General features: G+C 71.0%; 13 protein-coding genes. 7 read left to right on the top strand and 6 right to left on the bottom strand.

Translation table 11 applies throughout. The features are described from left to right. Positions 1–16: 16 nt before the first annotated feature. The 3 genes from ACLF3G_RS05065 to ACLF3G_RS05055 all read left to right on the top strand — a co-directional run bounded on the left by ACLF3G_RS05065 (position 17) and on the right by ACLF3G_RS05055 (position 2,719). Positions 17–1,009, top strand: coding sequence for a Bug family tripartite tricarboxylate transporter substrate binding protein (locus tag ACLF3G_RS05065; protein ID WP_430668252.1), 993 nt, complete (start codon positions 17–19; stop codon positions 1,007–1,009). A gap of 68 nt (positions 1,010–1,077) precedes the next feature. Beyond that, on the top strand, positions 1,078–1,872 hold the full coding sequence (locus ACLF3G_RS05060) for a class II aldolase/adducin family protein (protein ID WP_430668251.1): 795 nt from the start codon (positions 1,078–1,080) through the stop codon (positions 1,870–1,872). Further along, positions 1,865–2,719, top strand: a complete 855-nt coding sequence (locus tag ACLF3G_RS05055) for an ABC transporter substrate-binding protein (protein ID WP_430668250.1) — start codon at positions 1,865–1,867, stop codon at positions 2,717–2,719. The genes ACLF3G_RS05060 and ACLF3G_RS05055 overlap by 8 nt, the downstream gene beginning before the upstream one ends. Before the next feature lie 18 nt (positions 2,720–2,737). On the opposite strand, the gene ACLF3G_RS05050 is transcribed toward ACLF3G_RS05055, so the two are convergent. Continuing rightward, the gene (locus tag ACLF3G_RS05050; RefSeq protein WP_430668249.1) at positions 2,738–3,118 is read right to left on the bottom strand and encodes a c-type cytochrome; all 381 of its coding nucleotides are present in this window, start codon (positions 3,116–3,118) and stop codon (positions 2,738–2,740) included. 207 nt (positions 3,119–3,325) lie between these two features. Between ACLF3G_RS05050 and ACLF3G_RS05045 the strand changes: the two genes are divergently transcribed. Then, positions 3,326–3,595 carry a hypothetical protein gene (locus tag ACLF3G_RS05045; protein ID WP_430668248.1) on the top strand — a complete coding sequence of 90 codons (270 nt, stop codon included), beginning with the start codon at positions 3,326–3,328 and terminating at the stop codon, positions 3,593–3,595. On the opposite strand, the gene ACLF3G_RS05040 is transcribed toward ACLF3G_RS05045, so the two are convergent. Further along, positions 3,588–4,526: a carotenoid 1,2-hydratase gene (locus ACLF3G_RS05040; RefSeq protein ID WP_430668247.1), complete on the bottom strand. Its 939-nt coding sequence runs from the start codon at positions 4,524–4,526 to the stop codon at positions 3,588–3,590. The two genes, ACLF3G_RS05045 and ACLF3G_RS05040, sit on opposite strands and share 8 nt — an antisense overlap. Continuing rightward, positions 4,523–5,983, bottom strand: a complete 1,461-nt coding sequence (locus ACLF3G_RS05035; RefSeq protein WP_430668246.1) for a phytoene desaturase family protein — start codon at positions 5,981–5,983, stop codon at positions 4,523–4,525. The genes ACLF3G_RS05040 and ACLF3G_RS05035 overlap by 4 nt, the downstream gene beginning before the upstream one ends. A gap of 227 nt (positions 5,984–6,210) precedes the next feature. Here ACLF3G_RS05035 and ppsR point away from each other — a divergent pair, with 227 nt between their 5' ends. From ppsR to ACLF3G_RS05020, 3 genes are read left to right on the top strand one after another with little or no spacing between them, the layout of a single operon-like run. Then, on the top strand, positions 6,211–7,554 hold the full coding sequence (gene ppsR, locus ACLF3G_RS05030; RefSeq protein WP_430668245.1) for a transcriptional regulator PpsR: 1,344 nt from the start codon (positions 6,211–6,213) through the stop codon (positions 7,552–7,554). Between the two features lie 17 nt (positions 7,555–7,571). After that, positions 7,572–9,752, top strand: coding sequence for a GAF domain-containing protein (locus tag ACLF3G_RS05025; RefSeq protein ID WP_430668244.1), 2,181 nt, complete (start codon positions 7,572–7,574; stop codon positions 9,750–9,752). A gap of 4 nt (positions 9,753–9,756) precedes the next feature. Continuing rightward, the gene (locus ACLF3G_RS05020; protein ID WP_430668243.1) at positions 9,757–10,332 is read left to right on the top strand and encodes a biliverdin-producing heme oxygenase; all 576 of its coding nucleotides are present in this window, start codon (positions 9,757–9,759) and stop codon (positions 10,330–10,332) included. A gap of 165 nt (positions 10,333–10,497) precedes the next feature. Here the strand turns inward: ACLF3G_RS05020 and ACLF3G_RS05015 are convergent, their stop codons facing one another. Genes ACLF3G_RS05015 through ACLF3G_RS05005 form a run of 3 tightly spaced genes read right to left on the bottom strand, consistent with a single transcriptional unit; the run spans position 10,498 to position 13,366 of the window. After that, entirely contained in the window at positions 10,498–11,220 is a 723-nt protein-coding gene (locus ACLF3G_RS05015) for a class II aldolase/adducin family protein (protein ID WP_430668242.1), read from the bottom strand. Continuing rightward, positions 11,217–12,407: a 3-hydroxybenzoate 6-monooxygenase gene (locus ACLF3G_RS05010; protein ID WP_430668241.1), complete on the bottom strand. Its 1,191-nt coding sequence runs from the start codon at positions 12,405–12,407 to the stop codon at positions 11,217–11,219. Before ACLF3G_RS05010 ends, ACLF3G_RS05015 begins: the two co-directional genes overlap by 4 nt. After that, positions 12,404–13,366 carry a Bug family tripartite tricarboxylate transporter substrate binding protein gene (locus tag ACLF3G_RS05005; protein WP_430668240.1) on the bottom strand — a complete coding sequence of 321 codons (963 nt, stop codon included), beginning with the start codon at positions 13,364–13,366 and terminating at the stop codon, positions 12,404–12,406. The genes ACLF3G_RS05010 and ACLF3G_RS05005 overlap by 4 nt, the downstream gene beginning before the upstream one ends. Positions 13,367–13,374 lie beyond the last annotated feature (8 nt).

The raw sequence follows: 13,374 nt of genomic DNA, 5'->3' as shown, positions 1-13,374 counted from the left end.
ACGGGAGACGACCAGCATGACCCAGGGCTTCACCATCGGCCGGCGCGGCGCGCTGGTGCTGCCATTGGCCCTGCCGCTCGCCGGCCTCGCCGCCACGGCGCGGGCGCAGGGCGCCTGGCCAACCCGTCCCGTTCGCTTCGTCGTCTCCTTCACCCCGGGCGGCACCACCGACATCATCGCCCGCCTGCTGGGCGCGACGCTGACCGAGACCTGGGGCCAGTCCGTGGTGATCGAGAACCGCCCCGGCGCCGGCGGCAACATCGGCAGCGAGCATGTCGCCCGCTCCGCCCCCGATGGCTACACGCTGCTGGTCGGCTCCGTCGGGCCGCTGGCGGTGAACCAGAGCCTGGTCAAGAACATGCCCTACGACACGCTGCGCGACTTCGCGCCGATCACGCTGCTGGCGGGCGTGCCGAACATCCTGGTGGTCCCGGCAGCCTCCCCCATCCGCGACGTGCCGGGGCTGGTGGCGGCGGCGAAGGCGCGGCCGGGGCAGCTCAGCTACGGCTCCACCGGCGTCGGCACCTCCGCCCACCTGTCCGGCGTGATGCTGGACCAGATGGCCGGCACGCAGACCCTGCACGTGCCCTATCGCGGCGCTGTCGCGCTGAACGACCTGCTGGCCGGGCGGGTGGACTTCATGTTCGCCACCATCCCCTCCGTCATCGGTCACATCCGGGAAGGGCGGCTGCGGGCGCTCGCGGTGTCCTCCACCACCCGGTCGCGGTCGAATCCGGACGTGCCGACCATGGTGGAACTGGGCTACCCGGACTTCAGCGCCTCCTCCTGGTTCGGCATGGTGGCGCCGGCGGGCACGCCGCCCGCCATCATCGAGAAGATCACCACGGACGTGCATGCCGCCCTCGCCTTGCCGCGCAACGCCCAGAGCATGATCGAACAGGGCGCCGACCCGGTGGGCAACGGCCCCGAAGCCTTCCGTGCCTTCATGGCGGAGGAGATCAGCCGGTGGCGGGAGATCGTCCGTCTCGCCGGTGCTCTGCCTGAGTAGGGTGCTCTGCCTGAGTAGAGTGCTCTGCCTGAGTAGGTCGCACTGCCCGAATAACCGGAGAAAATTCCATGCCCGACAGCCCCGACCGCTTCCAGATCCCCTCCCTCCGCGACCGCGTGACGCCGGAGGAATGGCAGGCCCGCATCGACCTGGCCGCCTGCTACCGCCTGATCGACCTCTACGGCATGTCCGACATGGCCGCGAACCACATCTCCGTCCGCGTACCCGGGGAGGACAACGCGTTCCTGATCAATGCGTACGGGATGCTGTACGAGGAAATCACCGCATCCTCCCTGGTCAAGATCGACGTCCAGGGCAACGTCCTGGCCAAGCCGGACTTCCCCGGCGGCCTCGGCTATGGCGTGAACCGCGCCGGCTTCGTCATCCATGGCGCGATCCACGAGGCGAGCCACGAGATCGCCTGTGTCATCCACACCCATACCTGGCCAGGCATGGCGGTGTCCTCGCTGGAATGCGGGCTGCTGCCGATGAACCAGACCTCCATGCGCTTCGCGAAGATCGGCTACCACGACTACGAAGGCGTGGTGCTGGACATGGAGATGCAGGAACGCCTGGTGCGGGACCTCGGCGACAACAACGCGCTGATCCTGCGCAACCACGGCCTGCTGACGGTGGGCAAGACGGTGGGCGAGGCGTTCAACGCCATGCACCGGCTGGAACTGTCCTGCCGCGCGCAGCTTGCAGCCCAGGCCACCGGCCAGAAGCTGGTGGAGGTGCCGCAGGCGGTGGTGGACGCCACCTGGAACAACTACCAGCCTGGCACGCGGCGCCCCTATGGCGTGATGGAATGGCCGGCGCTGCTGCGCAAGCTGGACCGGATGGACCCGTCCTATCGTGAGTGAGGCGCGCACGCTTTCGGCCGCCATCGCCAGCTACCCCGGGACGAAGGCCTTGCTGGAGGGAGCGATCCCCTCCGGCAAGCTGCGGCTGGCGGTCGAAAAGATCGCGCCCGTCAGCAAGGCCTTCGCGCCCATGGTCCGGGCGGGCAAGTACGAGGTCAGCGAGATGGCGATCGCTACCTTCCTGATGGCGCGCGCCTATGACAAGCCGCTGGTGCTGCTGCCGGTGGTGCTGGTGGAGCGGGCGCAGGAAGCGGCGCTGTTGTGCCGCAAGGATGGCCCGATCCAGGGTCCGGCGGACCTTGCCGGCGCCCGCATCGCCGTGCGCGCCTACAGCCAGACCACCGGCATGTGGCTGCGCGGCAGCCTGGCGGAGACGCATGGGGTGCGCGCGGACCAGCAGCGCTGGACCACCTTTGAGGACGCGCATGTCCCGGAGTTCCGCGACCCGCCCTGGGTGACGCGGGCGCAGCCCGGGCAGGACCTGCTCGGCCTGCTGCAATCCGGCGAGGTGGATGCCGCAATCTTCGGCAACGAATTGCCCAATGACCCGAACCTGCGCCCGGTCTTCGCCGACCCGGCCGCCGCCGGCGAGGCGTTTCGCCACCGCCACGGCTTCCTGCCGCTGAACCACCTGGTGGTGATGCGGCGCGACGTGGTGGACGGCGACCCGGCGCTGGTCGGCGAGTTGCTGCGGATGCTGGCGGAGTCGGGCGCCGCGGTCCGCAGCCGGGCGGCGCTTCGCCCGGCACTCGCCCTGGCCATCGACTACTGTGCCGACCAGGGCCTGCTGCCGCGTCGCTTTACGCCGGAGGAAGCCTGGGAAGGCCTGCCGGCCGGGATCGCGTGATCCCGGCCGCCTGATGCTTCAGCTCAGGGTCTTGAGGTAGGCGATCACGTCGTTGAGCTGCTGCGGGTTGCGCAGGCCGGGGAAGGACATGCTGCCGCGTGGCAGGACATCCTTCGGGTTGGTCAGGTAGGCCCGCAGGTTCGCCTCGTCCCACGTCTTGCCAGGCGCCCATTCCTGCATGTTCGCGGAATAGCGGAAGCCCTGCACGGAGGCCGCCTGACGACCGACGATGCCGTGCAGGTTCGGACCGACGCCATTGCGGCCGCCTTCATTTACCGTGTGGCAGGCGCGGCACTGGTTGAACACGCGCTGGCCCGCCGCGGCATCGCCATCCTGCGCAACTGCGGCGAAGGGGGCGAGGGCGATGCCCGCGAAAAGGGCGCCCGTGGCCAAGCTCATCGTCGGAAATCCCATGCGAAGCATCCTCCTGGAACATTGTCCTCGCCAGCCTCAACGCCGCGGCCAGCCTGCGGGTTCTTGGCCATTTGCCGCCGGCCGGCAACCCTGCCAGCCTCGCGTCGTGCCCACCACTGTATCAAGGTGGCGGCAGGGGGCGGCAGGGCAAGGTTCCGTCAGATGAAAGCTGGTTCAGCTTCGGGGTGAGGGATGCAGGATTTCTTCGCCTCCGGCCGGGTCGCCGACCTGGTGCTGCTGGTGCTGCTGGCCGAGGCGCTGGCGCTGTTCCTGTGGCACCGTCGCACCGGCCGCGGCCTGGCGCCGCTGGTCCTCGCCGGCCTGGTATTGCCTGGCGTCGCCTTCGCCCTGGCGCTGCGCGCAGCGCTGACCGGGGCCGGCTGGGGGTGGGTGGCGGCCGCACTGGTCGCGGCCTTTTTCACGCATGCCTTCGACCTGGCGGTGCGGCTGCGGTCTAGGTGAAGGGCCGCGGCACCCGGAAGGGCAGCATGGCGAACATGGCGGGGGAGGCGAAGCGGTCCAGCGACAGGCTTTCATGCACCGCGGTCGCTTCCTGGCCCAGCAGATGCGTGCGGATCTCGGACCGCGAGTAGAAGGGTGCGTCCACCAGCGTCTTCACCACCTGCGCGCCACCAGCCTCGGCCCGCGTCGGTCGCGCGATGCGCCACAGCGTCTTCGGCATCTCAACCGGCGGCGGCGGTTCGAAATCCGTGACCGCCCCGTCGCGCGCCACCCGCAGGGCAAGCGACTGCGCGGTGCCGTCGCGCCGCTGCGCGTTGTACAGGATGGCCGTCGCCTCCGGCATCGGCGCCCGGCACCAGTCCCAGCCGACAAAATCCTGCTCCAGCGGCGCGCTGCCCCAGTTCGTGTCGAAGTAGGCAGGGCCGGACCAGCGCAGTGCCGGGCTTTCCAGCGCCACCTCCACCCGCGACCGGGCGGCGATCGGGTGCCAGTGATGGCGGCCCTCGGAATCGAGTTGGAAGGCGCGGGTCGACAGCGCCTCCGGCCGCAGCACCACCGTGCCGCGCAGCCTGCTGGGCAGCGGCGCGGTGACCTCCTCGATCCGGATGGTCAGGGCGTTGCCGTCCCAGTGCAGCGCGCTGGGGCCGATCTGGAGGAAGTCCGGGCCGCGCCTGAGGGCGCCGCGGCGGCGATCCGTCATCGCCCAGCGCTGCGGCGCGCCGTACAGCGCCACGTGCAGGCAGCAGTGATTTTGCGGATCCGCGGCCGCGCCGCCCATGCGGGCCAGCGTGTACCAGGGGGAGAAGACGGTGCCGATGAAGGCGATGATGGTCAGGCCGTGCCGCCCATCCTCGCTGAGCGCGTCCACGTACCACCAGCCATAGCCGCGCGGCGCCGCCGCACGATCAAAAGCCCAGCCCGAGTTGGTCATGCACGCTCCCCGAGAACCGCCGCCGCGGCCAGCCGGCCGGACAGCGCGGCCATGGCCAGTCCGGCACCGGGATGGGTGCCGCCGCCGGCCAGATACAGTCCCGGCAGGGCGCTGCGCGCCGCCGGCCGGCCAAAGATGCTCTGCCAGCCATGCACGGCTTGGCCATACAGCGCGCCGCCGGTGCCGGGCGCGGCCCGTTCATGGTCGCGTGGCGTGGTCGCGACGGTCGCGTCGCGCGTCAGGGTGACACCGGCCCGGGACATGGTGGCCAGCGCCGCCGCTTCCGGGCCGGCCGCATCATCCTCCGCATCGCACCTTGGCCGCGCCGGGGCTGGGACGAGGGCCAGCAGCGGCTCGGAGGCGTTCGACGCCGGCCCCGGCACGCCGCGGCCCTGCGCCCACAGCGTCACCGTCGGTGCCGCCGGCATCCGGCCGCGGGCCAGCGCGGCGTATTCGGCGGTCGGGTCGGAGGAATGAAAGACCGCCTGCCGAGGCAGGTCCAAGCCCTCGGCCCGCCCCGCCATGGCCCAGCTGTAGGCGGAGAAGGATCGGCGGGACGCCGGCAGGGCCGGCACGGCACGCGCCGCCTCCGCCCCGAAATGCCCGGCCGCCAGCGTCGCCGGATCTGCGTTTAGCACGACCTGCCGCGCCGCCACCTCCTCCCCATCCCGCAGCCGCAACCCGGCGACCCGGCCGCCGCGCACCAGAATCCCGGCAACCTCCGCGCCGTAGCGGAAGGTGGCGCCGCGCGCGGCCGCCACCTCTGCCAGCGCCGCCGCCAGCCGCGCCATGCCGCCGCGCACCGTCCAGGTTCCGGATAGCTCGACATGAGCCACCAGCATCAGCGTCGCCGGCGCCAGCAGTGGGGAGGACCCGACATAGGCGGCCATCCTTCCGAACACCTGCCGCAGGCGCAGGTCGGAAAAATGCTCGCCGAGCGCGTCCCACAGCGTGCCGAAGGGGGAGGTGCCGAGCAGCCCTGGCCCGGCCTGCGTCCCCAGCGCCAGCATCCCCGGCCGCTGCACCGTCAGGAACGGTTTTTCCAACGCCGCGTAGCAGCGCGCCGCGCGGGCGCGGAAATCCCGGAAACCACGCGCTGCCGCGGCGCCGGCGAACGCACCAATGGCGGCTTCCGCCGCCTGCGGCTCCGCCAGCAGGTCCAGGTGCCGGCCGTCGGGCCAGACATGCCGGCCGAGGACCGGCAGCGCTTGCAGGTCCAGATGCGAGTCCAGTCGCGCTCCACCTGCCTCGAACAGCGCCCGGAACACCGCGGGCAGGCTGAGCACGGCCGGCCCCGCATCGACGTCGAGCCCGCCAACCCGTATGCTGTGCACCTTGCCGCCCGGCGTGGCGGCCCGCTCCAGCACCAGCACCTGGCGCCCCCTGGCCGCCAGGTGGATGGCAGCCGCCAGCCCGCCGAGTCCGGCACCGACGATGACGATGGGCGTGTCGCGCATGATCGCGCATAGGGCGGATCGCCTAAGGAAGTGTCAAGCTTCCTGGACAAAAGCTTGGAGTTGCAAAGAAACACGTCCCAAATGCGTGAAAACGTCATCCTGCATTGACGTCAGGCTGGCCAAACCCCACAAAAGGTCTACCGTGACGGCGCCTCCTCCCTGACGCCGTCGTGGGCCAGCCACCCCGAATTGACGTTGGTGGACTGGCAGATCAATCGGATTCCCGCATGACCCGCGTCGCCGTGATTCAGCCGGACATTACCCTGAGCCTCGATTGGGAAGGTGTGATCCGCGAAGCCAGCCTCTCGGACGCCATTCCGGCGGAGCCGGTGCGCGAGTGGCTTGGCCGCCCCTGGATGGAAACGGTCGGCGAGATCGCCGGCCTCCAGGTTCGCCGGATGGTGGAGGATGCACGCTCCAGCGGCGTCTCCGCCTACCTCCAGATCACCCAGCGCTTCCCCTCCGGCCTCGAACTGCCGATCGAATACACCACCGTCCGCCTCGGCGGGCAGGCCGGACTGATCGCCGTCGGCAAGAACATGCAGGCGGTGGCGGAACTGCAATCCCGTCTGGTCGCGGCGCAGCAGGCGCGGGAGCAGGACTACTGGAAGCTGCGCGAGATCGAGACCCGGTCGCGCCTGCTGTTCGATGCATCGAGCGAGGCGGTGCTGGTCATCGCCGCCTCCACGCTCCGCATCGTGGAGGCCAATCCGGCCGCCATCCGCGAGCTTGGCATGGCGCCGGGCTGGAACTTCTCCGACGAGGTCGCCGCGCGCGACCGCGCCGCGCTGCGCGACGTGCTGATGCGGGCCCGTGAACAGGGCCGCGCGCCGGGCATCATGGTGCATCTGGGTGCCGATGCCACGCCGTGGCTGCTGCGCGCCTCCCTGATGGCGCGCACGCCGGGCCCCGTCTTCCTGATCCAGCTCAGCCCCGCCGCCGCGGCCCCGCAGCGCGCCGCGCCGCCGCGCAGCGACGCGCTGCTGGAGGACATGCCCGACGGCTTCGTGGCCATCGATGGCGATGGTCTGGTGCGCCGCGCCAACCGCGCCTTCCTCGACCTGGCCCAGGCCGGGACGGAGGCCAGCATCCTGGGCGAAAAGCTGGACCGCTGGCTGGCGCAGCCCGGCATGGACCTGTCCGTGCTGCTGGCCACCATAGCCCAGCATGGCGAGGTCCGCCTGTTCCCGACCCAGCTCACCGGTAACCTCGGCTCCGAGGTCGAAGTCGAGATCTCTGGCTGCGCCATCTCCCGCGACGGCAGCCGAATGATCGGGCTGATGATCCGCGACATCGGTCGCCGCGTCCTGGCCTCCGGGGAGGCCGCGGCGCTGCGCACGGCGCTCGGCACGCTGGCCAACGATGTCGGCCGCGTGCCGCTGCCGACCATGGTGCGCAACACCGCGGCGCTGGTGGAGCGCGCCTGCATCGAACAGGCGCTGCGACTTTCCAACGGCAACCGCACTGCCGCCGCGGACGCCCTCGGCCTCAGCCGCCAAAGCCTCTACGCCAAGCTCGAACGCTACGAGATCGGCGAAGACCGCGAGGCGAGCGAGGACAGGGCTCGGTGACTGCGGATATATCCGGCATGTCCGCCGGCTCTCCCGCCTTCGGCGCGGCCGACCTTTCGAATTGCGAGCGGGAGCAGATTCACCTCGCCGCCTCGATCCAGCCGCATGGCGCCCTGCTGGCGCTGCGCGAGCCGGAGCTGACGGTGCTGCAACTCAGCGCCAACACAACGGCCTTCCTCGGCCTGCCGGAATCGCCGCTCGGGCGCCGGCTGGCGGATGTGGCGCCGGAGATCGCGCGCGCCATCGCGCCGCTGCTCGTCGACAGGCTGGACGTGGTGCCGGCCGCGGTGCGGGTGGTGGATGGGCCGGGCGTGCCGCTCGACGTGCAGGTGCATCGCCCCATCGGCGGCGGCGTGATCCTGGAGCTGGAGCGCGCCGCGCCGCTGGACGACGCCGCGAAGCGCATCGAGCCCGCCTTGCTGGCAATCCTCGGCAGCTACGCCGTGCGCCCGCTGTGCGAGGAAGTGGCGCGCATCTTCCGCGGCTTCACCGGCTACGACCGGGTCATGGTCTATCGCTTCGACGATGACGGCCATGGCGAGGTCTTTGCCGAGGAACATGCGGCGGGGATGGAGCCCTATCTTGGCAACCGCTACCCGGCCTCCGACATCCCGGCCATCGCGCGACGCTTGTATATCCGCAACCGCGTGCGGGTGGTGACGGATGTTCACTACGCGCCGGTGCGGCTGGAGCCGCGGCTGTCGCCGCTGACCGGGCAGGATCTGGACATGTCGCTGTGCGTGCTGCGCAGCACCTCCCCGGTGCATGTGCAGTACCTGAAGAACATGGGCGTCGGCGCCACGCTGGTCGCCTCCATCCTGGTTGGCGGGCGGCTGTGGGGCCTGGTTTCCTGCCACCACAACACCCCGCGCCGCACGCCGTTCGCGCTGCGCGCGGTGACGGAACTGCTGGCGGAGGCGGTGGGCACGCGCATCGCCGCGCTGGAATCCTTCGTGCAGTCGCAGGCCGAACTGGCCGTGCGGCGCCTGGAACAGCGGATGATCGAGGCGATCACCCGCGACGGCGACTGGCGCACCGCGCTGTTCGACAACGCCCAGACCCTGCTGTTGCCGCTTGGTGCCAGCGGCGCGGCGCTGCTGTTCGAGGGCCAGACCCAGACCACAGGCGACGTGCCGGGCACCGCCGGGCTGCGCGACATCGGCAAGTGGCTGGACGCCCAGCCCAGGGCTTCGGGAGTTGCCCCGGTGATCGCGACCGCCTCTCTGGTCGGCGCGGCGCCGCACCTGGCCGGCCTGACCCGCGTGGCCAGCGGCGTACTGGCGGCACCGATCTCGACCGCGCCGGGCGAATACCTGGTGTGGTTCCGGCCGGAGCAGGTCTCCACCGTCACCTGGGGCGGCGACCCGACCAAGCCGGTCCTGATCGGCGATGACCCACGCGACCTCTCGCCGCGGCAATCCTTCGCTAAGTGGAACCAGGTGGTGGAGGGCCGGTCGGAGCCCTGGTCGCCCAAGGACCTCGCCACCGCGCGACTGATCGGCGACACCGTCACCGACGTGGTGCTGCAGTTCCGGTCCGTCCGCATGTTGATCGCGGAGGACCAGTTGGCGCAGGTGCGCCGGCAGGTCGGGCTTTCGGCGCAGCCTGTCGTGATCTGCGATCCCACCGGCAACATCGACCTGCGCAACGAGGCCTTCGACCGCCTGCTGCCAGGACTGCGTGGTGCCGCGCCGCGCCGTATCGACCACCTGCTGCCCTATTTTGCCGACCCCGCCGAAGTCGGCCGCCGCCTGCGCGACGTGATGGAGAACAAGCGGTCCTGGCGCGGGGAGGTGCGCCTCGCGGATGGCCAGGGCGCCGGCAAGCCAGTGCTGGTGCGCGCCGACCCGGTCTTCTCCGCGCCCGACCGCGTGCTCGGCTTCGTCTTCCTGTTCAACGACCTGGCGGAGCGCAAGGCGGCCGATGCCGCGCGCCGCCGCTTCCAGGCCGGGATCGAGGAGGGCAGCCGCCGGCCTGCCGGGCGCTTCGACCGGCAGGCCGACCTCGCCTACCAGGCGATCCTCGCCTCGGTGGTGGAGAATGCGCAGCTTGCGGCGCTGGAAATCGCCGATGGCGTCGACGTGGCGCGGATGCCGGACCTGCTGGAATCCGTCCGCGCCTCCGTCGCCCGCACGGCGGCGGTGCTGGAGACGCTGATCCGGCACGCCAGCCAGTTGCCGCCGCAGGACGAGGACTGAACCCGTGCCGGGGGATGCGGCGCGGATCGCGTTGCGGCAGGCCACCGGGGCGGTGCATGAGCGGCTGCATGGTGTGCCGGTGTTCTCAAGGCTCGCCGCCGGCCGTATTGAGGCGGCCGAATATGTCGGGCTGCTGCGCCGCCTGCTCGGCTTCCACCTCGGCGTCGAGGCGGCGCTGGCCGCGGCACCTTCGCTGGAGCCCTTCGGCATAAAGGTCGAGGCGCGGCGCCGCTCGCCCATGCTGCTGGCCGACCTGAAGGCACTCGGCGCCAAGCCGCTGGCGCCGGTGGCGGCCCTGCCGGCGCCGGAGGGTGCCGCCTGGGCGATGGGCTGCCTGTATGTGACGGAGGGTTCGACCCTGGGCGGCCAGCACCTGGCCCGGGCGCTGGACGGCATCCTGCCCGGCGAGGCCGGCCGCAGCTTCCTGCGCGGCTACGGCGCCCGCCACGGCGCCATGTGGCGCGAATGCTGCGGCGCCATTGAGGCCTGCGGCGCCGAAGCCGGGCGGCTGGCGGCGATGATCGCCGGGGCGGAGGCGACCTTCGCCAGTTTCGAAGGCTGGTTCAGCGCCCGCGCGTGAGCCTCATACCAGCGCTCGATTTCATCGACCGCTGGCATGTTGTTTCATGCCTTCAGACACCAGGCGCCGGCTCTGCCGGCTTGGCTACGCGGCACTCGCCGCGGACGGCATTCGCGGCATCGGCCGACGTGGTTGGCCGCAGGCTACCGTTTTCGGGCGGGGGTATCAGATGCCGCCGTAGTCGGCGCGCGTGATCCAGTAGTCCCAGGCTCGGGCCAGCGGCATGTCGGACAGCAGCATGGCAGCGGTCTTCTCGACCTCGCCAGGCGTCAGGTACTCCGGCGTGCCGTGCGGAATGCTGGCCAGCACCATCTCCGCATTGTGCTTCATGTAGACTGCGGTGAAGACCGCCGCGCGCAGATTCACGCCGACATTGCAGGCGCCGTGCCCGCGCAGCATCACGCTGCGGTTGGCGCCCAGCGCGCGCGCCAACGAATGCCCGCGCGGCAGGTCGTCGATCAGCATGTTGGTGTCGCCGAATTCCGGCTGGCTGTCCCATAGCGGCACGTCGGAGCCCATGACGCTGCCCATGTGAAAGATCGGATTCAGCACCAGGTTGCGCAGCACGGTGAAGGGGATGACGCTGCGCGCGTGGTGGTGGATGACGGAATGCACATCTGGCCGCGCCATGTAGATGGTGCCGTGCAGCGCGCGTTCGGAATACATCCGCCTGCCGTTCTGCGCGATGGGCGTGCCGTCCAGCTCGAACTCCATGATGTCATCCGCCGTCACCGCGACGGGGCTGCGGCTGCGGGACAGGAAGTAGCGGTCCGGGTTGGTCGGGTGGCGCAGCGAGACATGGCCGAAATCGTCGATCACATCCTCCCGCGCCAGGATGCGGTTCGCGAGCACGAGCTCGCGGATGGCGTGGGCGATTTCGGCGCTCATGCTGTGTGTTCCTGCTGCGTGGGGCCGCCATAGAGCCAGGCGAGCGTGTCGTACCATTGGTCCTGGGATTTTGCTGCCATGACCGCGTTGCGCAGCGCCGCATGCGCGCCGGCGGGATGGTAGATGTGGTCGCCGACGGCGCGGGACTGCAACTGCACACGCGCGGTGCGCAGCACGCGCTGGGCGCGATAGGCCTCGAGCGCCGGCGCGACCTCGCCCTGATGCGCGGAGAGGGACTGCGCCAGGCAGACCGCATCCTCCATCGCCATGCAGGCGCCCTGCGCCAGGTATTGCAGGGTGGGGTGCGCGGCATCGCCAAGGAGTGCGACGCGACCCTCGACCCAGCCCTCGATCGGGTCGCGGTCGCACAGCACCCATAGCCGCCAGTCGCTGCCCTGGCGGATGATGGATTGCGCCAGCGGATGCACGTGCTGAAAACCGGCAAAAACCTCGGCCGCATCCACCGGCTTGCCGGCGACGGGTTCCGGCGCGTCGTTGTGGTAGGTGACGACCAGGTTGAACGCGCGCCAGCCCTGCAAGGGGTAGTGGACGATGTGGCATTTCGGCCCGGCCCACAGCGTCGCGGCGTTCCAGCGTAGCGCCTCCGGCATGCGGTCCGTCGGGATCACGCTGCGATAGGTGGTGTGGCCGGAGACGCGCGGCGCGCCATCCCCCACCAGCTGCCGCCGCACCTTGGACCACAGCCCGTCCGCGCCGATCAGCGCGCGGCCCCGCAGCCTCTCGCCATCCGCCAGCACCGCGGTGACGCCGGTGCCGTCCTGCTCATAGGCCACCACCTCGGCGGAGGTGCGCAGCGTGATGCGGTCGTGGCGCCGGCAGCCGGCGAGGAACACGCCGTGCAGGTCACCGCGGTGGATCACGGCGTAGGGGTTGCCGAAGCGGGCCCGAAAAGCCGGGCCGAGGTCGATGTGGCAGATCTCCTCCGCACTCAGCGCATCCATCAGCCGAAGCTGGTCGACGTAGATCGCCATCGCCCGCGCGGTGTCGCCGATGCCGAGCCTGTCGAAGGCGTGGAAGGCGTTGGGGCCGAGCTGGATGCCGGCGCCGACCTCCCCCATCGCCGATGCCTTCTCCAGCACCGTGACGCGGAAGCCCTGCGTGGCGAGGCCCAGCGCGGCGGCCAGGCCGCCGATGCCGCCGCCGGCGATCAGGATCGGCTCGCTCATTCCGGCTTGATGCCCGCGGCCTCGGCGATCTGCGCGTTCTTGGCGTCCTCGGCCGCGATGAAGGCGGCGAAGGCGGCGGGCGTGTCGGTGGTATAGGCCTCGGCGCCCATCGCCGTCAGCCGCTGCGCGATCTCGGCCTCGCGGCCGATGGCGTTGAACTGCGTGGCCAAGGCCGCCGCGGCCTCGGCGGAAATGCCCTTCGGCCCCCACACGGCGTACCACAGCAGAAAATGCAGGCCGGGCACGCCGGCCTCGTCGACGCTCGGCACCTCCGGCATCGCGTTGCTGCGGCCGGGCGAGACCAGTGCGAAGGCACGCAGCCGGCCGGCCTGCACCAGCGGCTGCGCCGACAGCAGCGGCGCCACCATCAGCGCGACATTGCCGGCGACCACGTCGTTGATCGCCGGCGCTGTGCCCCGGTAATGCGCCACCACCGCATCGGCCGCGCCGACCCGGCGCTTCAGCCCCTCCGCCGCCAGATGCGCCATGGACCCGGCGCCGGAGGTTGAGATGGTGTAGCGCCGCGGCTCCGCCCTCATGCGCTCCGCCAGTTCCGCCAGCGTGGTGGCGCGGGCGGCCTCGGGGTGGCCGACGATGACCAGGGGCGCTGTGGCCAACCGCGCGATCGGCGTGAAATCCGCGACCGGGTCGTAGGTCAGGCCAGGCACGACGCGGCGGCCCATCAGGTGGATGTCGGCATTCACCAGGAAGGTCGCGCCATCCGGCGCGCTGCGCGCCACTTCCGCCGCGCCGATGGTGTTGTTGCCGCCGGCGCGGTTCTCGATCACCCAGTTGCCAGCGCCGCGCACCGTCATGCGCTGGGCATACAGCCGGCCGATGACGTCGATGGCGCCGCCTGGCGGCGCCGGCACCACGAGCCGAACCGGGCGACCCTGTGCCAATCCGGGCCGCGCCAGTGCCGCCAGCGCGGCCGCTGCGAGGATGGTCCTGCGATTCATGGATTTGT

The sequence above is a fragment of the Falsiroseomonas sp. HC035 genome (assembly GCF_050563525.1).
In the GTDB taxonomy this organism is placed as follows: domain Bacteria; phylum Pseudomonadota; class Alphaproteobacteria; order Acetobacterales; family Acetobacteraceae; genus Falsiroseomonas.
This window is presented reverse-complemented; position numbering and strand designations above follow the sequence as displayed.